This window comes from Stenotrophomonas sp. YJH_SMC_12-1 (assembly GCF_059370935.1).
Map to the genome: position 1 here is coordinate 145,736 of NZ_JCAFUD010000008.1, position 21,740 is coordinate 167,475.

21 protein-coding genes and 3 tRNA genes are annotated in these 21,740 nt (G+C 66.3%); 6 read left to right on the forward strand and 18 right to left on the reverse strand.

The window, feature by feature from the left end:
• Positions 1 to 8: 8 nt before the first annotated feature.
• From lpxK to AC5P8Y_RS15985, 7 genes are read right to left on the reverse strand one after another with little or no spacing between them, the layout of a single operon-like run.
• The gene (lpxK, locus tag AC5P8Y_RS15955) at positions 9 to 1,028 is read right to left on the reverse strand and encodes a tetraacyldisaccharide 4'-kinase (protein ID WP_005412821.1); all 1,020 of its coding nucleotides are present in this window, start codon (positions 1,026 to 1,028) and stop codon (positions 9 to 11) included.
• Positions 1,028 to 2,776 carry a lipid A export permease/ATP-binding protein MsbA gene (gene msbA / locus AC5P8Y_RS15960; RefSeq protein ID WP_033833869.1) on the reverse strand — a complete coding sequence of 583 codons (1,749 nt, stop codon included), beginning with the start codon at positions 2,774 to 2,776 and terminating at the stop codon, positions 1,028 to 1,030. Before msbA ends, lpxK begins: the two co-directional genes overlap by 1 nt.
• Entirely contained in the window at positions 2,773 to 3,195 is a 423-nt protein-coding gene (locus AC5P8Y_RS15965; RefSeq protein WP_111108369.1) for an ExbD/TolR family protein, read from the reverse strand. Before AC5P8Y_RS15965 ends, msbA begins: the two co-directional genes overlap by 4 nt.
• A 3-nt stretch (positions 3,196 to 3,198) precedes the next feature.
• Positions 3,199 to 3,861: a MotA/TolQ/ExbB proton channel family protein gene (locus AC5P8Y_RS15970; protein ID WP_111108368.1), complete on the reverse strand. Its 663-nt coding sequence runs from the start codon at positions 3,859 to 3,861 to the stop codon at positions 3,199 to 3,201.
• 3 nt (positions 3,862 to 3,864) lie between these two features.
• Complete coding sequence (locus tag AC5P8Y_RS15975; RefSeq protein ID WP_111108367.1) at positions 3,865 to 6,264, reverse strand: DNA internalization-related competence protein ComEC/Rec2; 2,400 nt, start codon at positions 6,262 to 6,264, stop codon at positions 3,865 to 3,867.
• Between the two features lie 59 nt (positions 6,265 to 6,323).
• Positions 6,324 to 7,667 carry a sensor histidine kinase gene (locus tag AC5P8Y_RS15980; protein ID WP_033833868.1) on the reverse strand — a complete coding sequence of 448 codons (1,344 nt, stop codon included), beginning with the start codon at positions 7,665 to 7,667 and terminating at the stop codon, positions 6,324 to 6,326.
• Position 7,668: 1 nt separating this feature from the next.
• Positions 7,669 to 8,340, reverse strand: coding sequence for a response regulator transcription factor (locus AC5P8Y_RS15985; RefSeq protein ID WP_033833867.1), 672 nt, complete (start codon positions 8,338 to 8,340; stop codon positions 7,669 to 7,671).
• 145 nt (positions 8,341 to 8,485) lie between these two features.
• On the opposite strand from AC5P8Y_RS15985, the gene AC5P8Y_RS15990 reads away from it, so the two are divergent.
• The gene (locus AC5P8Y_RS15990; protein ID WP_111108366.1) at positions 8,486 to 9,253 is read left to right on the forward strand and encodes a MipA/OmpV family protein; all 768 of its coding nucleotides are present in this window, start codon (positions 8,486 to 8,488) and stop codon (positions 9,251 to 9,253) included.
• Positions 9,254 to 9,283: 30 nt separating this feature from the next.
• On the forward strand, positions 9,284 to 9,568 hold the full coding sequence (locus AC5P8Y_RS15995; protein ID WP_005408868.1) for a hypothetical protein: 285 nt from the start codon (positions 9,284 to 9,286) through the stop codon (positions 9,566 to 9,568).
• A gap of 42 nt (positions 9,569 to 9,610) precedes the next feature.
• Here AC5P8Y_RS15995 and AC5P8Y_RS16000 read toward each other — a convergent pair whose 3' ends face one another.
• Entirely contained in the window at positions 9,611 to 9,751 is a 141-nt protein-coding gene (locus tag AC5P8Y_RS16000) for a hypothetical protein (RefSeq protein WP_164281623.1), read from the reverse strand.
• A gap of 162 nt (positions 9,752 to 9,913) precedes the next feature.
• On the opposite strand from AC5P8Y_RS16000, the gene AC5P8Y_RS16005 reads away from it, so the two are divergent.
• The 3 genes from AC5P8Y_RS16005 (at position 9,914) to AC5P8Y_RS16015 (ending at position 11,374) form a co-directional block, all read left to right on the forward strand.
• Entirely contained in the window at positions 9,914 to 10,483 is a 570-nt protein-coding gene (locus AC5P8Y_RS16005; protein WP_005408866.1) for a TlpA family protein disulfide reductase, read from the forward strand.
• A 112-nt stretch (positions 10,484 to 10,595) separates the two neighbouring features.
• On the forward strand, positions 10,596 to 10,784 hold the full coding sequence (locus AC5P8Y_RS16010) for a hypothetical protein (protein WP_005408865.1): 189 nt from the start codon (positions 10,596 to 10,598) through the stop codon (positions 10,782 to 10,784).
• A gap of 257 nt (positions 10,785 to 11,041) precedes the next feature.
• The gene (locus AC5P8Y_RS16015) at positions 11,042 to 11,374 is read left to right on the forward strand and encodes a hypothetical protein (RefSeq protein WP_049431340.1); all 333 of its coding nucleotides are present in this window, start codon (positions 11,042 to 11,044) and stop codon (positions 11,372 to 11,374) included.
• 94 nt (positions 11,375 to 11,468) lie between these two features.
• Here AC5P8Y_RS16015 and AC5P8Y_RS16020 read toward each other — a convergent pair.
• The 3 genes from AC5P8Y_RS16020 to uvrB form a co-directional block, all read right to left on the reverse strand.
• Positions 11,469 to 11,543 (reverse strand) — tRNA-Val (locus tag AC5P8Y_RS16020).
• A gap of 98 nt (positions 11,544 to 11,641) precedes the next feature.
• Positions 11,642 to 11,716 (reverse strand) — tRNA-Val (locus AC5P8Y_RS16025).
• Between the two features lie 107 nt (positions 11,717 to 11,823).
• Complete coding sequence (uvrB, locus tag AC5P8Y_RS16030; protein WP_033833863.1) at positions 11,824 to 13,848, reverse strand: excinuclease ABC subunit UvrB; 2,025 nt, start codon at positions 13,846 to 13,848, stop codon at positions 11,824 to 11,826.
• Between the two features lie 129 nt (positions 13,849 to 13,977).
• Here uvrB and AC5P8Y_RS16035 point away from each other — a divergent pair, with 129 nt between their 5' ends.
• Entirely contained in the window at positions 13,978 to 14,514 is a 537-nt protein-coding gene (locus tag AC5P8Y_RS16035) for a GspH/FimT family pseudopilin (RefSeq protein WP_005408862.1), read from the forward strand.
• Between the two features lie 48 nt (positions 14,515 to 14,562).
• On the opposite strand, the gene AC5P8Y_RS16040 is transcribed toward AC5P8Y_RS16035, so the two are convergent.
• From AC5P8Y_RS16040 to AC5P8Y_RS16070, 7 genes are all read right to left on the reverse strand, one after another.
• Positions 14,563 to 14,639 (reverse strand) — tRNA-Asn (locus AC5P8Y_RS16040).
• Between the two features lie 47 nt (positions 14,640 to 14,686).
• Positions 14,687 to 15,112, reverse strand: a complete 426-nt coding sequence (locus AC5P8Y_RS16045; RefSeq protein ID WP_111108365.1) for a type IV pilin protein — start codon at positions 15,110 to 15,112, stop codon at positions 14,687 to 14,689.
• Between the two features lie 13 nt (positions 15,113 to 15,125).
• Complete coding sequence (locus tag AC5P8Y_RS16050; RefSeq protein WP_495202088.1) at positions 15,126 to 18,929, reverse strand: pilus assembly protein; 3,804 nt, start codon at positions 18,927 to 18,929, stop codon at positions 15,126 to 15,128.
• Positions 18,930 to 18,940: 11 nt separating this feature from the next.
• Complete coding sequence (locus AC5P8Y_RS16055; RefSeq protein WP_049431909.1) at positions 18,941 to 19,462, reverse strand: pilus assembly PilX family protein; 522 nt, start codon at positions 19,460 to 19,462, stop codon at positions 18,941 to 18,943.
• A 3-nt stretch (positions 19,463 to 19,465) separates the two neighbouring features.
• Positions 19,466 to 20,635, reverse strand: a complete 1,170-nt coding sequence (locus AC5P8Y_RS16060; RefSeq protein WP_005408858.1) for a PilW family protein — start codon at positions 20,633 to 20,635, stop codon at positions 19,466 to 19,468.
• Positions 20,632 to 21,132 carry a type IV pilus modification protein PilV gene (gene pilV, locus AC5P8Y_RS16065; RefSeq protein ID WP_005408857.1) on the reverse strand — a complete coding sequence of 167 codons (501 nt, stop codon included), beginning with the start codon at positions 21,130 to 21,132 and terminating at the stop codon, positions 20,632 to 20,634. The genes AC5P8Y_RS16060 and pilV overlap by 4 nt, the downstream gene beginning before the upstream one ends.
• The gene (locus AC5P8Y_RS16070) at positions 21,129 to 21,644 is read right to left on the reverse strand and encodes a GspH/FimT family pseudopilin (protein ID WP_005408856.1); all 516 of its coding nucleotides are present in this window, start codon (positions 21,642 to 21,644) and stop codon (positions 21,129 to 21,131) included. The genes pilV and AC5P8Y_RS16070 overlap by 4 nt, the downstream gene beginning before the upstream one ends.
• Positions 21,645 to 21,740 lie beyond the last annotated feature (96 nt).

Sequence of the window (21,740 nt, forward strand, 5' to 3'; positions counted from 1 at the left end):
CGCGCCGCTCAGTTCGGTCGCAGCTTGTCCAGGCGGTCGGTCAGCGCCACCCAGAACGCGGCAGGCAGCTCGGCACGCAACGGCACCGCGTAATGCCAATCGTTGCCGAACGCGCGGCATTTCACCGCATCCTTCTCGGTCATCAGCACCGGCAGCTGGCTGCCGAACGACAGGTCCTGCGGCTGGTAGGCCTGGTGGTCGGCAAAGGCGTGCGGCACCACGCCGATGCCACGCGCGCGCAGCATGTCGAAGAAGCGCTGCGGATGGGCGATGCCGGCCACCGCATGAACACGCTGACCCTTGAAGTACGACAACGGGCGCGCGCGGCCACCGGCCAGCGGCTGTGCACTGTCGATGTGCAGGGCCATCGGCCACTGGCCGAAACCGCAGGCCTGTGCCGCGCTTTCCTCATCGGCCTGGCCCAGGTTGACCACGCGGAAATCGCATTCGCCGGCACGGCTGACCGGCTCGCGCAGCGGTCCGGCGGGAATCATCCGGCCGTTGCCGTAGCGCCGCTGGGCATCGACCACTTCGATCTCGATGTCGCGCGCCAGCCGGTAGTGCTGCAGGCCGTCATCGCAGACGATCACATCGCAGCCGGCCTGGACCAGTGCCCTGCCTGCGGCCACGCGGTCAGCGTCCACGCGCACCGGTACGCCGGTCTTCCAGGCGATCAGCACCGGTTCGTCACCGCCCTTGGCGGTCGGCGTGTCGGCCTGCACCCACAGCGGCTTGTCAGCGTCTTCACGGCCATAGCCACGGCTGGCGACGCCCGGCTTCCAGCCGGCCGCACGCAAGCGCTCGACCAGGGCGATGGTCAGCGGCGTCTTGCCGGTGCCGCCGGCGGTGATGTTGCCAACCACGATGACCGGCACCGGCAGCGCGTAGCGCTTGCGCCATCCACGCCGGTAGGCACGGCGGCGCAGCGCGGTGACGCCGGCATACAGCGGCGCCAGCAGGCGCATCGCCCACGGAACCGGGCTGCCGTCGTACCAGTACGGCGGGGTCTGGGTACCCTTGCCAGCCATCAGTCCTGCCTTTCGCGGAACTGCATGCTGTGCAGATGCTGGTACAGGCCACCCATGGCAAGCAGCTCCTTGTGGGTACCCCGTTCAACGATGCGGCCGTGGTCCATCACCAGCACCTGATCGGCATGCTCGATGGTCGACAGGCGGTGCGCGATGACCAGCGTGGTGCGTTCGGGCATCAGGCGCTGCAGCGCATCCTGCACCAGTCGCTCGGATTCGTTGTCCAGCGCGGCAGTGGCTTCGTCGAGGATCAGGATCGGGGCGTCACGCAGGATCGCGCGGGCGATCGCCAGTCGCTGGCGCTGGCCACCGGACAGCAGCGCGCCGTTCTCGCCGACAGGGGTCTGCAGCTGCTGCGGCATGCGCGCGATGAACTCCCACGCATTGGCTGCTTCGGCCGCCGCACGGATCTGCTCCTCGCTCGCTTCCATGCCATAGGCGATGTTGGCCGCGATGGTGTCATCGAACAGCATGACCTTCTGTCCGACCATCGCCACCTGCCGACGCAGGTCGGCCAACGGATAGTCATCCAGCGCGACGCCATCGAGGGTGATCACACCACCGCTGGGCTCGTAGAAGCGCGGCACCAGCCGGATCAGGCTGGTCTTGCCACTGCCGGAACGACCCACGATGGCGGTGACCGTGCCGGGCTTGGCAACGAAACTGATGTCGTCCAGGGCAATGCCGCTGTCCTCGCGGTAGCGCAGCATGACGTGGTCGAAGGCCAGTTCGCCGCGTACGCGCTGCACGTTGTTGCGGCCCTCGTCACGCTCGACCTGCATGTCGAGGATGCCGAACAGGCGTTCGGCGGCGGACACACCGCGGGAGATCGAGGACTGCACGCTGGTCAGGCGGCGCAGCGACGGGATGATCGCTGTCATGGAGATCATCAGGCCCATGAACTGGCCGGCATTGAGGCGGCCTGCCAGTGCTTCACGGGTCGATACCCAGACGATCACCGCCAGCGCCAGCGCGGCCAGGAACTGGACCACGCTGGATGCACCGGCACGGGTGATTTCCACCTTCATGTTCAGCGCCAGCATGCGGTTGGCCAGGCGCGAATAGCGCGACATTTCGTGTTGCTGGGTGCCGTGCACCTTCACTTCCTGCTGGGCCGCCAGCGACTGTTCGGCGGTCTGCGCCATCGTGCCCATGCCGTCCTGGATGCCGCGGCTGATACGGCGGTAGCGCTTGCCAACATAGGACACGATCACGCCGATCATCGGCACCACCACCAGCATCGCCACGGTCACCTTGACACTCATCTGCAGCATCACCGCCAGCATGGCGATGATGGTCAGGGTGTCGGCAACCACGGTCTTGAGCGCATCGGCACTGGCCTGGGTGACCTGCTCGGTATCGAAGTTGAGGCGGCTGACCATCACCGGCGTCGATTCGGTATCAAAATGCGAGGACGGCAGATGTAGGTACTTGGCCAGCACCTGCTCACGCAGGTCGCGCACCACGCTGCGGCCGGTCTTGGCCAGCGCGTAGTCGCTCACCCAGGTGGCAGCGCTGCGCATCAGGAACAGGCCGAGGATGGTCAGCGGCAGGATCACCGCCATTTTCGGTTCGGGATTAACGAAGCCACGGTTGACGAGCGGCTCCATCAGCTTGGTGAAGTGGTAGCCGGCCACCGACTCCACCGCCATGGCGATGACGGCGGCGACCATCATGCCCCAGTAGGCACGGGTGTATCCCAGCAGACGTTTGTAGATCGGCCACACCGGCGCGTGTTTGGAACTCATGGACGCACCTCGGGTGCTGTTGCAATGGCAATACGGCGGAAGCCGAGCTGACCCAGCGCGTCCTGCGCGGTCACCACGGCCTGGTAGGGAGTGCGTGCGTCTGCACGCAGCAGCACGGTCTGCTCGCGATCGCTGCCGGCCACGGCGGCGATGGTCTGCTTGACCGACTCCACGTCGCTGCGCAGCACTTCCTGGTCGTTGATGAAGTAACGGCCTTCGGCGTTGATCAGCACGCTGAGCGAGCGCGGCGGCTCGTTGGTCTGCTGCTGGCTGGCGGTCGGCAACTGCACCTGCAGCGTCGAACGCGCGTCGAAGGTGGTGGTGACCACAAAGAAGATGATCAGCACCAGGATGACGTCGATCAGCGGTACCAGGTCGATATGCGGCTCATCCTGGGGTCGGTCGTTGCCGATACGCATCGATCAGGCCTTCGCCGTGGCGGCGCCGGACTGGCGCGCGGCCGGGGCCGGGTTCATCACCCCGGGGCGGCCGTCGAGCGTATCCAGCAGGGCGCTGGCTTCCTGCTCCATCTCCACCACGTAGCCGTGGATGCGGCCCTTGAAGTAGCGATGGAACATCAGCGCCGGAATCGCCACGATCATGCCGGTGGCGGTGCACACCAGCGCCTTGCCGATGCCACCGGCCAGCTGGTTCACGTCGCCCACGCCGTGGTCGAGGATGCCCAGGAACATCTGGATCATGCCGATCACCGTGCCGAGCAGGCCCAGCAGCGGGCCCGCCGAGGCAATGGTGCCCAGTGCGTTCAGGAATCGCTCCATGCGGTGCACCAGGTGGCGGCCGGTGTCTTCGATGCGCTCGCGGATCTGGTCGCGCGGGCGGTTGCGGGCTTCCAGTGCGGCAGCCAGCAGCGCGCCCAGCGGCGAATTCGCCCGCAGGGTCTGCAGGTGGGCCGGGTCGAGCTTGCCGCGGGCGGCCCAGTTGCGCACTTCCTGGCCGAGGCCGGGCGGCAGCACTTCAGTCCGCCGAAGGGACCAGCAACGCTCCAGGATGATCGCCAAAGCCAGTACGCCCAACAGCAGCAGCGGCACCATCGGCCAGCCACCGGCCTTGACCAGTTCCCACACGTTTCAACCCTCCGGCCCAACGGCCGCTTGTTCGATCGGCGATAGGATAGCAGCCGACCGCGCCCGCCCAGCGGCATCCCACCACCGGGATGCATGGATGCGCTGTTCACGCAGCTGCAGGCCTTGTGCGCCAAGCCATACGCGGATCGCCCCGGAGTCGGCCGTGGCCAGCACCTCCGCGCCTTGCGCCTGCCAGCGCTGGACCACATCCTGGCGCGGGTGGCCGAAGCGGTTCCGGTGCCCGGCCGAGACCACCGCCAACCGCGGCGCCACCGCCGCAACCCACGGCGCACTGGAGCTGCCGCCGCTGCCATGGTGCGGCACCAGTACCACGTCCGCCCTCAGCGCGTGCGGGTACGCCTGCAGCAGCGCCCCCTCGGCCGGTCGACCGATGTCACCCGGCAGCAGGACCACGCCGTGACGGCTGGCGATGCGCAGCACGCAGCTGTCCTCGTTCTCGGCTTGCCGGCTGCCCGGCGCCGGGTGCAGGACCTGGAAATCAACCCCGTCCCACTCCCAGCGCATCCCCTGCTGGCAGGGCGTGGCGCCGCCGATGGTGCTGCCCGGTGGCGCCAGCAGCTGCAGCCCGGGCAACTGCCGTCGCAGGCTGGGCAGGCTGCCGGTGTGATCCAGGTGGTCATGGCTGAGCATCACCTGCCGGGGCGGCCCCTGGCCGAGCGCGCGCAGGGCCGGGACCAGGATGCGTTCGTTGCCCTCGCCGCCAGTCGGCGGCCCTACGTCGTACCAGAGCGCGTGCCGCGCCGTGCGCACCAGCACCGCCGTGCCCTGGCCGACATCGTGCACCAGCAGCTCCAGCTCCCCCGCGGCCGGTGCATGCCGGGCCGGCCACAGCAGCGGCAGGCACAGCAGCAGGCCCGCCAGGCCACCGCCGGCGCCGCGCGGCAGCAGCCACCAGAACACGCCCAGCAAGGCCACGGGTAGCGCCCAGCGCGGCGCCTCGGCCAGCCACCACATCGCCTGCGGATGCAGCGCCAACGGCTGCAGGGCCCCCCAGCTGAGCTCGAACAGCCAGGCCGCGGCACGCCAGGCCCAACGCCCCGCGCCGTCATGCAGCACGTGCAGGCCGGTACCGAGCAGCGACAGCGGAACAACCAGCATTGTCCACCACGGGATGATCGGCAGGTTGACCAGCGGCCCCAGCCGCGCGGTCCCGCCGAACAAGGCGATGCACAGCGGCAGCAGCCCAAGGCTGGCAACACCCTGCGCGGCAAGGAACCCGCGCAGCCCGCCACCGATTCCCTCCGGCCCCGTCCTCGGCAGGCACCAGAGCAGCCACAGCACGCCACCGAAGCTCAGCCAGAATCCAGCCGAGAGCACCGACAGCGGCGCAGGCAACAGCATCACCATCGCGGCCAACGCCAGCCCCTGCCCTGCGCCCACCGGGCGACGCCCGGCCCTGGCCAGTGCGACCAGCCCGATCATCAGCGCCGCGCGCACCGTCGGCAGCGCACCACCCGCCGCCACGGCATAGGTGGCTGCGGCCAGCGCCGCTCCCCATGCGGCGGCCTGCGGCCGTGGCCAGTACCGTCCCAGCAGCGGGCACAGCCACCACCACAAGCGGCACAGCAGTACACCGAAGCCAGCCACCACGCCCACGTGGAAACCGGAGATGGCGACCAGATGGGTCAGGCCCAGCGCGCGCAGGTGTTCCCAGTCGGCATCGGACAGGCCGCGGGTATCGCCCAGTGCCAGCGCCTGCACGAACCGCGCGGCAGGATGTGCCACCTGCACGGCGATCGCCGCACTGCTGCGTTCCCGCCAGGCCTGCAGGCCCTGCGCCGGCAGCCACTCCCGCGCACGGGCCGGATCACGCACCGAGGCATTGCCGGAGATGCCCCGCAGCACGGCGTGGCGCTCGCCATCGAAGCCGCCGGGATTGATCCGCGAGCGTGGCGCGCGCACGCGCAACGACAACTGCCAATGCGATCCTGCGCGAACCGCATGGCGCCCGCCCTCCGCCTCGTGCGCTGGCGATCCGCGCCACGGATCGTTCCAGGTCACCTGCAGGCGCTTGCCACGCAGCGATGGCAGCGCGCCGGCATCTTCGACATGCAGCACGAAACGCGTGTAGCCGGGCCCCTGCTGGGGAAGGTCGGCAACCCGGCCCCGCACCTGCACATCCTGCGCTGGCGCGCCGGGTGGCAGCTGGCCATGCAGGACCCAGTGCCCGTGCACCGTTGCCCAGGCCAGGCCGAGCAGGGCCGCGGCCCAGGCACGGCCGCGCCAGGGCAACAGCCAGCCGCCGGCGCCGGCGATCGCCATCGGCACACTCAGCCACAGCGGCAGCAACATCGGCATCTGCACGCAGGCCAGCGCCCCCAGCACCAGGCCTGCAGCGCAGCCAAAGCCAAACAGGGCCGGGGCGGATCGATCGGGAACCATTTCCCCAGCCTGCCGCTGGAGGTCGCAGGCTGCCTATCGGGCCTTTCCCCGTGCGCCTGTCAGCGCCGTACGGTACCGCGGTGGAAATTGACTCTGAAGCTGGCGCCGCCGCCAGCCGCTTCGCCAACGCTGACCGAGCCACCGTGGTGCTGCACGATTTCCTTCACCAGGTGCAGGCCCAGGCCACTGCCGCTGCCGGCTGCACGCAGGCGGTGGAAGGGCTCGAAGATCGCTTCGCGGTCGCCGACCGGAATGCCGGCGCCCTGGTCGCTGACCTCCAGCAGGCCGCGTGCATCGAGGCGCACGCAGATCGTGCCGCGCCCGCCGCCATGGACGATGGCGTTGTGCACCAGGTTGGCGATCACCCGCCCCAGCGCCAGGCTGTCGCCATGGATCCACACGGGCGACTCCGGCGCATCCACCTCGAAGCCATAACCGGCGCCGACCACCAGCGGCGCCAGATCGGCGGCCGCCTCGCGCACCAGCAACGCCAGGTCCAGCCGCTGCAGCGCGCCGACATTGCGATCGAGACGCTGCAGGTCGAGCAGGTGCTCAGCCACGTTGCCGAGGCGGGCGACGTCGGTCAGCAACTGCGATTTCAGTTCACCCTGCGGCAGCTGCGACAGGCGCGCCTGCACCACCGCGATCGGTACGCGCAGCTCATGCGCGGCATCGGCGAGGAACTTGTCGCGCGCTGCATAGCCCTGCTGCACCTTGTCGATCGCATCGTTGAACGCTTCCACCAGTGGTGCGACTTCGGTGGACACCAGCTGCGCATCCAGGCGCGCACCCGGCTGGCCGATGTCCAGTTCCTTGGCCTGCTGCGCGGAGCGGCGCACGCCGCGCATCGCGCGATGGATCACCGTCGGCATCACCAGCAGCGTGACCACGATCAACGGCAGGAAGAACCACAGGCCGATCAGGCGCAGCACCATCAGCGCGCCATCCAGCAACCCGCCCTTTGGAGCGCCACCGACCATCACCGTGATGCGGCGCCCCTCTTCGTTGCGGATCATCACCCGCGCCACATCCAGGTACGGCGGCACCAGCGAACCAAGTTCGGTCGCGCCCAGCGTCGGCAACCGCGCCAGCAGCGGCGCGTGGATCGCCGGAATCGTGCCGCGCTCCAACCAGACACCCTTGTCGTCGACTGCCGCGAACCAGAGGTTGCCGCCTGCACTGGCATCGAGCTTTTCCCAGCGCGCCTGGTCCAGCACCAGTCGGCCACCCTCGCTGTGCACTGCCTTGGCCACTGCCTCGGCCATGAACATGTCCATGCCCCAGGTGTCCTTGTCACCCCAGGTCAGGATCAACGCGACCACCGCGAACAGCACGGTGAAGGCCTGTGCAAGGAACAGGCGCCAGGCCAGGCCCAGGGTGATGGAACGGATCGGACGTGCCATCTCAGGCCTCCGCCAGCAGGTAGCCGACACCGCGGATCACATGGATCTCCACGCCGGCCCCCGCCTGTTGCAGCGCCTTGCGCAGCTTGGAGATATGCGCGTCCAGTGCATTGGACTGGATCTCGTCATCGAAGCCGTACACTGCCGCCTCCAAGGCACTGCGGGTGACGGTGCGTCCCTGCCGCATCGCCAGCGCCTGCAGCACCAGCACCTGCCGGCGCGGCAGCGCCAGCAGCTGGCCATCGACCTGCGCCTGCAGCGATTCGAAATCGAATTCCAGCCGGCCCAGTCGCAGGCTGGGTGTCACCATCGCAGACGGCCGCCGCGACACCGCACGGATGCGCGCCATCAGCTCCTCGATCGCCACCGGCTTGACCAGATAGTCATCGGCGCCGACATCCAGGCCCTCGACCTTGTCCGACAGCGTGCCCTTGGCAGTCAGCATGATCACCGCCAGGTTCGGGCGCAGGGCCCGCGCAACGGCAACGAAGCCAGCGCCGTCGCCATCAGGCAACTGGCGGTCGAGCAGCATCAGCTGGTGCACGGGTTCGCGCAGCGCGATGGCCGCTTCGGCCAGGCAACCAACCACATCGGCGACCACGCCCTGCCGCTCCAGTCCCGATTGCAGGGCTCGGGACAGATCAGGATCGTCTTCGACCAGGAGGATGCGCATCGGGGGCTCGGCTACCGGAAACGGTGCCGATCATAGTGCCTGGCGCCCACTTTTTCCGCTTCGGCCTGCCGGATGCGCCGACGCAATGTTCTGACAATGTTGCCCCGCCATCATGCGCAGCCATCCCCCGCAAAGTCGCTGATCGATGCCGTCACTGTCCCCGACCCTGCTGCGCCCGCTGCTGTTCTCCGCTGCATTCGGCCTGCCGGTGTTCGCGCAGGCCGCCGACCGCAACCCGGGCGTGCAGGCCGGCATCAGCGCTGGCGCAACCTCGGGCGCGTATGCGCACTACGACGTCAAACCACTGGTGGTTCCGTCCATTGCCTGGCAGGGCCAGCGCTTCTTCGCCAGCCCCGGCTCGCTGGGGATGTACCTGTACAAGGGCCAGGGCCTGCGCCTTTCGACGGCGCTCACGCCCTACACGCTGCGCTTCAAGACCGATGACGTGAATGATCCGCAGCTGCGCCGCCTGCACAGCCGGCAGATGTCGGCCATGGCCGGCATCAACGGCGAATACAGCGCCGACTGGGGCATCATCGAAGCTGGGGTGATGCGTGAGATCACCGGCCACGGCGGCGGTTTCGAATCGCGCCTGCACTACAGCTATCCGATCCAGGCCGGCCGCTTCACGTGGGTCCCCAAGGTGGGCGTGGTGCGCTCCAGCGCACGCTTGCTGGATTACTACTACGGCATCAGCGATGAGGAAGCGCTGCGCTCCGGACTGGCCGCCTACCGGCCGGGCAGCACGACATCGCCAAGCCTGCAGATCGCCGTCAGCACGCCGCTGGGCACGAAGTGGCGCGCGACCGGCGTCGTCGCCAACCAGTGGTTTGGCGATGCGGTGAAGGACAGCCCGATGGCACGACGCGGCACACAGTCGTCGGCCTTCATTTCCCTGATGCGCTCGTTCTGAACGAGCACCCGCTACGGACAAGGACTCCCCATGGCCTCCGTCTCCCCCACTTCCGAAGCACACGCGATCCTGCGAGCCCCCGATCTGGACAGCGCCGAACGCGTCTACCTTGGCCTGATGCCCGACCTTGAGCACGTAAGCGCGCTTGCACGTCGCGCGCTCGGCCAGTCGCGCGTTGCCGACGCGGCCCGGGGATACGCGCTTTCGATGACCCTGGTCGGGCTGCGCCTGCAGGAACTGGAGATGGGCGAGGCCAGCGCGAAAGAGCACCGGCAGGCCACCCTGCGCAGCCTGCGCCAGGCCTTCAGCGCCTGAGCACCGGCCAGCCGCAACGCTGCCGCAGTGCCGCGCAGCCGCTCAGCGGAACGTGGTCCAGGCCAGCACAGCGGACAACAGGGCGACCCAGATCACTGCCTTGAACGTACCTTCCAGCATGTTGCCGCCGAACAGCACTTCAAAGAACGGATTGGGCCTGGAAACCGGCACATGATCGCTCATCGTTGAAAGATCCTGGGGATGGGTGGAGGGCATGCACGCAAGCCTGCGCGGGCACAACTCTAGTACATGTGCTCCGTCGGAGGATGCGCCGGGAACATCCGCTTAACAACCTGCGCGCCAGTTCGGGTATGTTCGACCCAACGCTGTGTTCAAGGATGATCGATGCTCAAGCGCGTCCTGTTCCCCGTTGTCGCCCTGCTGCTGTCCGTGCTGGTCATCGCGCTCGGATGGCAGAACCGCCAGCTGCGGCAGATCAATGAGCAGATGGCCACGCAGCTGCAGGACATGCGTCTTGCAGCACATGGCCTCGAACTGGGCAGTCGCCCGGATGCGCTGGCGCTGCGCACCACGCAGCAGACCTTCGTCGATATCGGCGGTGCGCGCGAGGTTCCGCAGATCCTCTATTTCTTCTCCACCGCATGCCGCTACTGCCTGGCCTCGGTACCGCAGCTGCAACAGATCGCCGCGGCCCGCGGCAACAGCGAACTGGTCGGTGTCGGCATGCCGCCATACGACCAGCTGGCGGACTACGCCGGCAAACATGCACTGCGCTTCCCGATCGCCATCGACAACGAAGCCGCCGCGTCCACGCGCTATCGCGCCACCGTCACGCCGATGCTGATGGTGCTGGCTGCCGATGGCCGCGTTGCCTACAAGCATGTCGGCCAGCTCGACGCCCAGGTCGTGCAGGCTGCCGTCGCCTCGCTCGCACCGAAGCCGGCGCTGCCCTGATCCCGCGTGCCGCGCATCGCGTCGCGGCCCCCTGTTACCGCATTCGCGCCACAACCGGCACTCCCGTGCCTTCGGCAACTGCAACTCCACAACGCCAACCAAGGAGATACACATGATCGGAAAGAAAGTGCTTTCGTCCGTCGCCGGTATCGTCGTTGTCGCGGCCATGGCCTTCGGCGCCAGCCAGGCCTTCGCCGTCTCGCCCAAGACCGGATATGCACCGGGCTGCGAACCACACCCGCAGTGCCCGTTCGGCAACGCGGGCAAGCACGGCCAGCTGCTGTGCTGCGATCCGTTGTAACCGGATCCGTGCATGGGGTCGGCATCGCTGACCTGCCACACCCGCCGCGGAGCTGAGCCAGCGCCGCGGCCATGACCGGGCCACCCCGCAGTGGCCCACCACGCCGGGCCGCCTTGAAGCGCGGCCCGGCACTTCCTGGCCCGGATTCATCCTTCCCGCAGCGACTTGGCGGGCGCTTTTCCGGCTTTCGTCGCATACCGGTTTCACAGCGCAGGGGGCAGTGCCACGCTGGACTCCCTTCTCCGGAGCACCGTGCCATGCCGATGCTTGCCCTGCTGCTGTTGTGCGCTGGCCTGTTCGGCCGCGATGCCGACGCCGGGGATGCCTCCCTGCGCAGCCAGATCCTGCAGGCCGACGCCGGTCAGGCAGAAACATCGTCGGTGCCGGGTCGGAAAGCAGCCCCGGCCACCCTGCAGCTGTACCGGCTACGCCAGGATCGCGTATTGCGCGTGGGCAATCAGCCGCCACAGGCCGACGCCCCGCAGCGGCAAGCCGGCTCGGCGCGCTTCGCGCAGGTCTGGGAACGCGTGGACGGGCACTGGCGGCTGCAGCGCATGATCAGCATCGACGAATGGGTTGCCCAGCGCTGACGCTCGGCACCGGCAACCGTCGTAAACGAGAAAGCCGGCCCAGGGCCGGCTTTCATCGTGATCCACCGCTGCACCGGCAATGCCGGGAGCCAGGTGGTGGGCGGTACAGGGTTCGAACCTGTGACCCCTACCATGTCAAGGTAGTGCTCTACCGCTGAGCTAACCGCCCATCTTGTTCCTGCCGCCCGAAAGCTGGCCTTGCTACGTAAAAACCCGGCGCCAGGGCCGGGCTCTTCAGTTCACGACAGCCTCCTTCCGGAGACTTCGTGGTGGGCGGTACAGGGTTCGAACCTGTGACCCCTACCATGTCAAGGTAGTGCTCTACCGCTGAGCTAACCGCCCGTTTTTGCTTCTGAACGTCCGCGATTGCGTCGGTGCAGGCCGCGTATATTACGGATGCCGGCCGTGAAGCGCAACACTTTTGTGAAGAAGATGCTGCACCGCCGCGTTCAGCCCAGACTCGCTTCCTTCAGCTGCCGGATCTGGTCACGCACCCGTGCGGCATCCTCGAATTCCAGGTCCTTGGCGTGCTGGTACATCTGCTGTTCGAGCGCCTTGAGACGCGCCGCCAGCTGGGCCGGACCGAGCGAACGGTAATCGGCTCCGTCCTCGGCAACACCCGCCCTGCCCTTGCCCTTGCCCTTCTTGGCTTCCTTCTCCGCCGCATCCGAACGCGCACCTTCGAGGACGTCGACGATCGGGCGCGCCACCGAGCGCGGCACGATGCCGTGTTCTTCGTTGTACTCGACCTGCTTGGCGCGGCGGCGGTCGGTCTCGTCGATCGCTGCCTGCATCGAGCGGGTCACCTTGTCCGCATACAGGATCGCCTTGCCGCGCACATTGCGGGCGGCGCGGCCGATGGTCTGGATCAGCGAACCGGTGGAGCGCAGGAAGCCTTCCTTGTCGGCGTCGAGGATCGCCACCAGCGACACCTCGGGCATGTCCAGGCCTTCGCGCAGCAGGTTGATGCCGACCAGCACGTCGAACTTGCCCAGGCGCAGGTCGCGGATGATCTCCACGCGCTCGACCGTATCCACGTCCGAGTGCAGGTAGCGCACGCGGATACCGTGTTCGGTGAGGTACTCGGTGAGGTTCTCGGCCATGCGCTTGGTCAGCGTGGTGACCAGCACGCGGTCGCCCGCCTTGATGCGCGCGTTGGCCTCGCTCATCAGATCGTCGACCTGGGTACCGACCGGCCGGATCTCCACCACCGGGTCGATCAGGCCGGTTGGGCGCACCACCAGTTCGGTGATCTCGTCACCGGCTTCACGCAGTTCATAGGGCCCGGGCGTGGCCGACACGTAGATGCTGCGCGGGCAGCGCTCCTCCCATTCCTCGAAGCGCAGCGGGCGGTTGTCCAGCGCCGACGGCAGGCGGAAACCGAACTCAACCAGGGTTTCCTTGCGCGAGCGGTCACCCTTGAACATGGCGCCGATCTGCGGAATGGTCACATGCGATTCGTCGATCACCAGCAGCGCATCCGGCGGCAGGTAGTCGAACAGAGTCGGTGGCGGCTCGCCGGCGTTCTTGCCGGTCAGGTGCCGCGAGTAGTTCTCGATACCGTTGCAGAACCCGACCTCGGCCATCATCTCGATGTCGAACTGCGTGCGCTGTGCCAGGCGCTGCGCCTCCACCAGCTTGTTTTCCGCGTACAGCTGCTCAAGCCGCTCCTTCAACTCCACCTTGATCGTTTCCACCGCGGCCAGCACGCGCTCGCGGGTGGTGGCGTAGTGGGTCTTGGGGTAGACGGTGAAACGCTGCATGTTGCGCATCGTCTCACCGGTGAGCGGGTCGAACAGGGTGATCTTCTCGACCTCGCCGTCGAACAGCTCGATGCGCAGCGCTTCGCTGTCCGACTCGGCCGGGAACACGTCGATCACTTCGCCACGCACGCGGAACGTGCCGCGCTGAAGCTCGTACTCATTGCGCGTGTACTGCAGCTGGGTCAGGTGATTGATCAGGTCGCGCTGGTCGATGCGCTCGCCCTTGGACAGGATCAGGCGCAGCGACAGGTAGTCCTCCGGCGCACCCAGGCCATAGATCGCCGACACCGTGGCCACCACGATCGCATCCGGGCGCGACAGCAGGGTCTTGGTCGCGGCCAGCCGCATCTGCTCGATGTGCTCGTTGATCGAACTGTCCTTCTCGATGAAGGTGTCCGACGAAGGCACGTAGGCCTCCGGCTGGTAGTAGTCGTAGTAGCTGACGAAATACTCGACCGCGTTGTGCGGGAAGAACGCCTTGAACTCACCATACAGCTGCGCCGCCAGCGTCTTGTTCGGCGCCATGATCAGCGTCGGTTTCTGCACGTTCTGGATGACGTTGGCGATGGTGTAGGTCTTGCCCGAGCCGGTGACGCCCAGCAGGGTCTGCTTGGCGATGCCCGCCTCGAAGTTGCTGGTCAGCTTCGCGATGGCATCAGGCTGGTCGCCCGCCGGCGAATACGGCGAGACGAGTTCGAAACGGTCGCTCATGGTGTTGCCAGTTCCCGGGAAGGACAAGTATACGGGGCAAGGGGTGACGGCCGGCTGAGGGCTTTCCGGGCAGGCGGGCGCGGCAGTGCCTGATGGCGGCCGTCCCGCTGCGGCGCGAGGCTTGATGCCATGCATCGCACTCCCGCCCACTGTCGTTCAGCATCACGCGGCGTGCATCTGGTCGAGATGCTGGTGGTGATCGCCATCCTTTCCGTTCTGCTGGCCGTGGGCTGGCCGGCCCTGCGCCCGGTGCTGTTGCGGCAACGCGCCGACGCCCTGCAGCTGACCCTGCATGCCAGTCTTTCCAGCGCCAGAAGCGAGGCCCTGAAGCGCCGCGAACTGATCGGGCTGTGCGCCAGCGACGACGGTGAGCAGTGCTCCCGCGACTGGAGCGCAGGGTGGATCATCTATCGCAGCGGCAGGCACCGGGGGACACCAGCATCCGCCCAGGACATCCTGATCCACCATCAAGGCCGGACCGACATCGCCATCGTCGCCCAGGCCAGCGGTGGACGGCCGCTGCTGTTCTTCCAGCCTGACGGGCGCAGTCCCGGTGCCAATCTGACGCTGCGCATCTGCGCAGGAGACCGGCTGCATGGCAGGTTGGTCATCAACAACGGCGGCCGCATCCGCAGCGAGCGTGTCGACCGCACCCTTCCCTGCTGACGGGCCAAAACGACAAAAGCCGCGATTTCTCGCGGCTTTTGCAGTATCTGGCGCCCGAAGTTGGACTCGAACCAACGACCCCCTGATTAACAGTCAAGTGCTCTAACCGGCTGAGCTATTCGGGCGGGGAGGCGCATTGTACTGGGCGTTCAGAGGAAGATCAACACCTGATTTACCAGCAATCGGAAACCGTGCCGCTGGCCGTTTTGCGGTTGGCCTGGTCCACGCTCAGCGTCCCGCAGCTGTCCTTGGTCTGGTTGCCCTGGGGCGTCGCAGTCAGCGTGAACGAGGACGCCTTGCCATCGAACGTGATCGCGTACCGTGTGGTCCCGCCCTCGCGCGGCGACACCTTGCTGGGCAGCGCGAAGCCCGAGTAGTTGTTGTTCACCGAGTAGTAGCGCTCAGCACGCTGCGCGTATTCCACCAGGTCCGCCTTGGCCACGCCCCGGTGCGACTGGCGGATGTACTGCTGGTACGACGGAACGACAATCGCGGCCAGGATACCGAGCACGATCACCACGATCATCAGTTCGATGAGGGAGAAACCGTGCTGCTTGCCGGGACGACGCAGGGTACGGGAAAGAGTGTTCAGGCTCATGGGCATGTCTTCGTTACTGGATCTGGCGCCAGGATTGGCGACCGCAGGGATAAGGCACGTACATCGTCGGAGCACCCGCCACGTTGACCGCCATCCAGCAGGCACGTCCGCCTCGATCGGCACCCTTTGCCAGGCGCGGCATCACCGAGACATTGACGTCCTTCACCGGTGCGGTGCCGCCGGTGTCGAGACTGACGCCAGCCGTGCCCGCTCCGTAGGGCGTACCGGTAATGGACCCGACCCGCGCCTGCTCCAGCGATGCAACGCCCGAGATCGGATTGAGGCCAAACAGCCAGTTGCTTCCCTCGGTCGAACAGCCACGGCCACCCGCGGTGGGCATGTAGGTAGGCATGAACACCGTTCCCGACGCCACGGCAGGATTACCAACAAAGCGCTCACCTGCGCCGGGCAGTGCAATGCTCCATCCGCGCGCCGCGCCGGAGAAGGGTGTGGCCGTGACCGTGCGCAACTTGTTGGTGGTGGTCACTGTATAGGCCATCAGATTGGCGGGCACGATCGTGGCCTCCGGCTGGTCCTTGCTGGTGTCGTTGACACCGTACAGCGACTGCGCGGTGAGATCCTGGGGGTCATTGTCGAAGGAGAAGCTGCCGGTACCCAGCACCAGCATCACGCCACCACCGGGTCCGGTCACGGCGGTCATGCCACCGGTAATCGGCTGGCGATACACCTGGTTGTTGTTGTTGGTCTGGCGCGCCGTGGTGAACACCGGCGTGGTGACCGAGGTCGCCGTGCTTTCCAGGTCGAACTTCCACAGCGCGCCGCGCTGGTCGGCCGCATAGATCGTGTCCGCCAGGCCGTCACGGCCACGTACACGCCCCGTCCCACCGGCGCTGTCTGCGCGCCAACGGTCGACAGCCACGATGTTGCCCAGGCCATTGTCACCGGCAGGTGCGGTTGCTGCGGCCTCGGTAGCAGTGATCATCCGCACCGCGCCCGATCCCAGGTCGACCACGAACAGCACGGCCTTGCGGCTGAGGCTGTTGTAACCGTTGCCGAAGATCGCTTTCCACGCCACCCCGGTCCCTTCCTTCACCGGCACGATCACCGGCTTGCCAAGGACATGGCCGATGTTCGCCTTTACGGTGCTATCGAGCCCCGGCGCCACGTCACTGATTTCCCACAGGCGATTGCCGGTACCGAAGCTGGACGGCGTGGTCACATCCAGCGCGAACACCGAGCGCCCACCGGCGCCCGCCGTACCGACCAGCGCCGTGGCCCAGTTGCCACCGATCTGTGCGTCCGCCACCGCGATCGGTCCATCCACGTAGTAGCGATGACGGAAGCGCTGGTCGGACTTGTTGGCCGCCACGTAGGGATACAGCAGGTTGGCCATGTGGCCCAGCGCGGTTCCAGGGATGTAGGCGAAGGTCTCGCTGCCACCGGCACCGTCACTTACGCCACTGCCGTTCATGCCACCGTCGAAGGCATGCAGCATGCCGTCATTGGCACCGACATAGACCATGTAGCGGCCATTGTTGCGCTTGCGGGTCAGATACGTGGCATACGAGGTCGCCATCGCGGTGCTGATGCGCTGGTAGCCATAGTCGTCGCGGGGCGAACTGATCACCGGGCTGGAATTGACGATGTCGCCCAGCACGGTGGTACGGGTGCGATAGATGCCCCCCGAATTGCGTACTTCGCGCGATGCGTCGCCGCGCAGATAAGCCATGGCCGTGGCGATGTCGCCGCCCAGCTTTTCAGCCTCGGTCGCGGAACAGCGCGCAATGCCCGGATACTGCTTCTCATCCTTGTTGCAGAGGTCGCTGAAGGCGATGTTGGTGCTGCTGAAGTCAACTGCAGCATTGCCCTTGGTGGCAACGATGGTGCGCGAACGCTGCGCTCCCAGTTTCTCCGCCGCTTCCCACACCTGCGTGTACTCGGTCTGCTGCGTCTTGTCGTTCACCGCAAGCTTGGATGCCTTCAGGCGACTGAACCAATCGGTTTCCTCGTTGGCCACTTCGAACTGGGGTGTGACCGCCAGCGACCCGGTACCGATACGCGCGCCGGTCAGGCCCTGGCTGCCCGAAGGCGCTGGCCCGGAGGTGACCGACGACAGCACCCGGCGCATGGCCGCGGTGATGTCTGCCGGAGTACGCGCGTTGATGTACTCACCGCGGGTATTGGTCGCGGCGTGCCAGATGTCATCCACGGTGCTGGGGTTGTCGTTCTGGCGACTTGGCCAGTTGCTGTAGACCGCCGAATCGGTATACGGGTTCTGCTGCTTGTCAGGGTCGAACAGGTTGCCACGCGCACCCAGGGTGATCCCGTAGAAGTTGATATGCAGGTTCTTGTTGCAGTCCAGCGACTTGTCGGTACTGGTCGCGCACTGCTCCGGCACCGGCACATTGCCCTTGGGCATCGCGGTATCGGTGCGCAACGGATTGACGTAATAATACGCCGCGATATCAGCCATCGTATCCGAGTTGCTGTCCTTGAACGGGGCACCCATGGCACCGTCAATGTTCCCTGGGGTGGGAATCGAACTCGATGGGAACCCGTTGCCGTTGTTGCTGTAGCCATCGGTGAACAGCATCACCGCGTTTTTCTGGCAGGAAAGCTTGATGGGGGCCGCATCGTCGGTTCGCATGAACTGCAGGCCGGCCGCATTTACCGCATTGCGGTTTGGCGTGCCACCGCTGGCCGTCAGTGCGATCATGTCGTTATACAGCTGAGTCTTCTGACCAATCAGGCTCATGTCCTGGATCGTTAGACGCTTCGCAGCATCCGTCGAGCTGTTGTACTTCAGGAAATCGTTGATCCTGAAATAGCCGACATACATATCGTTGACATTCAACGCATGCGTCATGCCCGCGATCATCGCGCGGTTGCGGTTTCCGTAGTAGGTAAACCAGTTGGCGAAGTTCTGCATTGCCGCCGCATCACTTGCCGTGAGCACGTACTTCCACATGTGGCAACCCTTGCCGCAGGCATCCAGGACCTTGGTCCGATTGTTGCCCGCGTTGGCATAGGCATTGGGCGTTCCTGCCAACTGCGGATAGGGGTCGCCATCGCTCTTGAAGGGCATATAGAACGTCGCAGGCGTGTACTCCAACGACGCGTTGGCCGCGGACGACCATGAGGTCCCAGATTTGTTCTCCTGCACGGAACTGAACCGTCCGGAGTCGGATACGGTCATGTATCGCTGGCCCGGCGGGGCATACATGCCGTCCTGCATGCGCTGCACATCCCAGGATCGAGTTCCCAGGTAGCTGCTCGATACATTTACGACATAGTTGCTGTCATTCTGGTTACGCGGATCAATGAGCGCGGCGCTGGCGACCGATGCCGGGTAGGATTCAACAGCCTCATTGACGATACGGAGCCAGGGTTGATACTGGATCGAGGGATCGTAGTAGGCTGGATTGTAGGCAGCGGATCGGGCAAACCCGAACACGTCCAACGCAGGGATTCCGAGATAACTGGTGTTGATCCGCGGCCCCGGCAACAGGTAGAAATAGTTGCACTGCCCATCGTTGTAGGGCCTGTTCCACGAATCGTAAGCGATGATGTCATCCGGTTTGTTCAGGACCCCGGCCGACTTGAAGAAGCTCTTGCGCGCGTTGCTCCAGCACGCCGTTCCATCCTGCCCTGGGAACTGAGTCTGAAAGGTCATCGAACCCGAATCATCCACCGCCATGATGAATGACGGCGGCGCGGAGACCTTCAGGTTCATCGGGTGCTGCGACAATGTGCCCTGCGCCTGCGCGGCGAACAGGTTCATCGCAAGCCAGGTGCCGCCAGCCACCGCCAGCAACAGCCCGGAGCCGGCCAGGATCTTGATCTTTCGGGTCGCCATGACCGGGTTCCTCAAAGCTTGAAAACAGTGTCGACAGCCGCCGAGGAAGTACCCTCGTTGCTGGTGGCGGCATCGCGATCGGAGCCGAACGCGGTGATCTGGTAGACGCGGGTGGGCTCTTCGCTTTCCGGCGTGCCCATGCCCAGCGTCGATTCGCCCTGGATGCAGGCGTCGATGCGGCGCACGCTGACCACCGGCGCCGCCGACAGTTTCTGCTCTCCCACCCAGCGGGTGGGATCGAAGCCGTCATCGCAGATGCGCTTGATGGCGTCAGCCTTCAACGAGCCGCCGTCGCCGGTATTGTTGTCGATCTCCTCGATCGACCGCTCGGCGTCACGGACCGCCCGCTCGCTGGCCTGGAACGCCACGTTGGCGGCCCGGTAGTTGGAGGACATGCGCTCCTGCATGCTCGCCACCTGCATGCCGACCACGCCGATCAGCGACAGCAGGATCAACAGCATCAGAGCCACGTACAGCACCGCACCGCGCTGCTGCGTACGCCCCTGCAATCGACGGGAGACGGAGGGCTTCATGGGTCAGTTCCCGAACAGTCGGTTGCGCAGTGCCACGGACACCTCGTAGGAGGCACGGTAACGATCGTCGTAGGTCGTGGGCGGATTGAAGCCAACGCCGAGCACGCCCAGCTGGGCCACGGCCGTATTGGCCTGCTCGGCCGCGGCGCGCTGCGGGCTGCGCACCAGCAGTCCAAACTGCACCAGGCCAACCCGTCGCCACGCGGCGACAGCGGCAGCATCGGTACCGGTACTGACCCCGCTGGCAGTCTTCTGGAAGGCGATTACCCCGGTCGGCGGCGCGGTGCTGCTGATCGCCGTCTCGGTATCCTGGCCGTAGAGGAACTGCAGGCTCTCAATGCCTTCCACCAGCTCCTCACCGGTGGCGAACGTATTGTCGCCAGCGCCACGCGCGCGGTACAGCGCGGGTTCGCCGGCGGTATTCGTTGCCACGTAGTACGCCATCGATTCCACCCGATAGACCATGGTCACCGCGTTGTTGGCCGAATACGCCGAGAGATCGGCTTTGCTGGCCGTGATCGTGCTGCCGGCGATTTTTCCGGCAAACACGTCCACTTTGCTGCAATCGGCCACGGCAAACGCCGAGGGCGTGGTGACGGCACCGGCCGACAGGCGGGCCGCCGCGTCACTGGCGATCGTGATGTCCGGCGAAGTACCGGAGCCGATGGACAGCACCGGCGAGCCTTCCGGCGCCAGGTAGCGCATCACGATGATGTCGCTGCCGCCAAGCGGTTTGGGCTTCAGATTGGTGATCGCCGACGGCGTGCTGCCGGCAGCCCCCCAGCTTGCGCCGAGGGTCAGCTTGTTGCCAGGCGCGGTGCCCTGTGCCTCGTAACCCTGGATCGGCACCGAAAAGTCCATCGGGCTGCCATCACCCGACTTCACGCCGGCAATGTTGACCTTGACACTGTCCTGGGCGCGCACCAGGTGCGCCTGGTCATTCACGCAGCCCATGTGCCCGGCCATCCGGATGTCGCGCTCGAGGAACTCCAACGCGAATCGGGCGTTCTCCTGGGTGCGCGCGACACCTTCGGACAGCTGTGAGGCCGCCCGCGAAGCCATGAAGATCTGGGTCACGCCCAGCATCAGCACCAGGCCGATGACCAGCGAGATCAGCAGTTCAACCAGCGAGAGGCCAGCCGCATGGCTGGCAGCGGAAGGCGCGCGCTTCATAGACGGGTAACCAGGGTGAACGTGGTGATGCTGTCGGGATTGGCTGCGTTCCATCGCTCGTCTCCCCAGCCGATGCCCACCGTGACCAGACCATCATTGACGGTCACGTTGGCGCTGGCCTTGCCTCCCAGCACCTTGACGACCTGGCATTGCCAGCGCGCCACGTTCGCCTTGGAGGCTGTCACGTCGGCACTGTTGGGCCAGGTGCAGGGGCCAGCCGGCGCGGTGACCGAGCCGGCAGTGAAGGAGGCCTTGGTGTATTCGCCACCGTTGAGGGTTTCGCTGCGCTGTACGCGCATCAGCTCGATCAGATCGTAGGCCAGGCTGGTGGCCTGGGTGCGCTGGCTGGCGCTCTGCACGAACCGCACGTTCATGGTCTGCAGCAGCGCAAAGCCAAGCAGGCCGAACGCCAGCACCAGCAGCGCGATCAGCACCTCGATCAGGCTGAAGCCACGACTGCGGGCAGGCCCGCCCATGCCGGAACGACGACGTTTCATTTGCAGGTTCCTGCGGTGGAGCGGACCTGCCCGGAGAACAGGACGGTCAGGGTCCGCATGGGGTCACCCGTCTTGCAGCCTTGCGGCACCAGGCTCACGACCTGGTCGGCGGACGCGCGGCGGCGCCCCTGGGAATCGAAGGTGATGACGGTTGGGCTGGGAGCCTCGACCGCCAGGCTGCTGCTGCCCTTGGAGAAGCGCAGCACGCTTTCGCTGCCGCTGACGGAGCCATCGCCATCGGCGTCGCCCCAGGCCAGCATGCCCTTGCTCCACTCACCATCGCAGGACGTGCCGTTGCTGCTGCCGCACACCCCGCCACCATGGCGGTTGCGGATGGCCTCGCTGCGAGCGAGCGACAACAGACCGATCACCTCGTTGTTGGTGGTGGTCAGCCGGTTCGAGCGCATCGCGGTGCGGAAGCTGGGATAGGAGATGCTGGCCAGAATGACCAGGATGACCAGCGTGATCATCAACTCGACCAGCGTGAAGCCGTTTTGCCGGCGCAAAGACATTGGACGCTCCCCAGCGTGTTGATGGCCACGATGGGCCATCGTCCCGCCACCGGCAAGCGGCGGCAGGATGAACGGTCAATCCAGGGCGACGGGCGT

Bases quoted from the DNA above. Each gene is read 5' to 3' on its own strand.
- AC5P8Y_RS16010 (WP_005408865.1), top strand. From the start codon at position 10,596: ATGATCGGAAAGAAAGTGCTTTCGTCCGTCGCCGGTATCGTCGTTGTC.
- msbA (WP_033833869.1), bottom strand. From the start codon at position 2,776: ATGAGTTCCAAACACGCGCCGGTGTGGCCGATCTACAAACGTCTGCTG.
- AC5P8Y_RS16005 (WP_005408866.1), top strand. From the start codon at position 9,914: ATGCTCAAGCGCGTCCTGTTCCCCGTTGTCGCCCTGCTGCTGTCCGTG.
- AC5P8Y_RS16055 (WP_049431909.1), bottom strand. From the start codon at position 19,462: ATGAAGCCCTCCGTCTCCCGTCGATTGCAGGGGCGTACGCAGCAGCGC.
- AC5P8Y_RS16035 (WP_005408862.1), top strand. From the start codon at position 13,978: ATGCATCGCACTCCCGCCCACTGTCGTTCAGCATCACGCGGCGTGCAT.
- pilV (WP_005408857.1), bottom strand. From the start codon at position 21,132: ATGAAACGTCGTCGTTCCGGCATGGGCGGGCCTGCCCGCAGTCGTGGC.
- AC5P8Y_RS15975 (WP_111108367.1), bottom strand. From the start codon at position 6,264: ATGGTTCCCGATCGATCCGCCCCGGCCCTGTTTGGCTTTGGCTGCGCT.
- AC5P8Y_RS16045 (WP_111108365.1), bottom strand. From the start codon at position 15,112: ATGAGCCTGAACACTCTTTCCCGTACCCTGCGTCGTCCCGGCAAGCAG.
- AC5P8Y_RS16000 (WP_164281623.1), bottom strand. From the start codon at position 9,751: ATGAGCGATCATGTGCCGGTTTCCAGGCCCAATCCGTTCTTTGAAGTG.
- AC5P8Y_RS15990 (WP_111108366.1), top strand. From the start codon at position 8,486: ATGCCGTCACTGTCCCCGACCCTGCTGCGCCCGCTGCTGTTCTCCGCT.
- AC5P8Y_RS16015 (WP_049431340.1), top strand. From the start codon at position 11,042: ATGCCGATGCTTGCCCTGCTGCTGTTGTGCGCTGGCCTGTTCGGCCGC.
- AC5P8Y_RS16070 (WP_005408856.1), bottom strand. From the start codon at position 21,644: ATGTCTTTGCGCCGGCAAAACGGCTTCACGCTGGTCGAGTTGATGATC.
- AC5P8Y_RS16060 (WP_005408858.1), bottom strand. From the start codon at position 20,635: ATGAAGCGCGCGCCTTCCGCTGCCAGCCATGCGGCTGGCCTCTCGCTG.
- AC5P8Y_RS16050 (WP_495202088.1), bottom strand. From the start codon at position 18,929: ATGGCGACCCGAAAGATCAAGATCCTGGCCGGCTCCGGGCTGTTGCTG.
- AC5P8Y_RS15985 (WP_033833867.1), bottom strand. From the start codon at position 8,340: ATGCGCATCCTCCTGGTCGAAGACGATCCTGATCTGTCCCGAGCCCTG.
- AC5P8Y_RS15965 (WP_111108369.1), bottom strand. From the start codon at position 3,195: ATGCGTATCGGCAACGACCGACCCCAGGATGAGCCGCATATCGACCTG.
- lpxK (WP_005412821.1), bottom strand. From the start codon at position 1,028: ATGGCTGGCAAGGGTACCCAGACCCCGCCGTACTGGTACGACGGCAGC.
- uvrB (WP_033833863.1), bottom strand. From the start codon at position 13,848: ATGAGCGACCGTTTCGAACTCGTCTCGCCGTATTCGCCGGCGGGCGAC.
- AC5P8Y_RS15995 (WP_005408868.1), top strand. From the start codon at position 9,284: ATGGCCTCCGTCTCCCCCACTTCCGAAGCACACGCGATCCTGCGAGCC.
- AC5P8Y_RS15980 (WP_033833868.1), bottom strand. From the start codon at position 7,667: ATGGCACGTCCGATCCGTTCCATCACCCTGGGCCTGGCCTGGCGCCTG.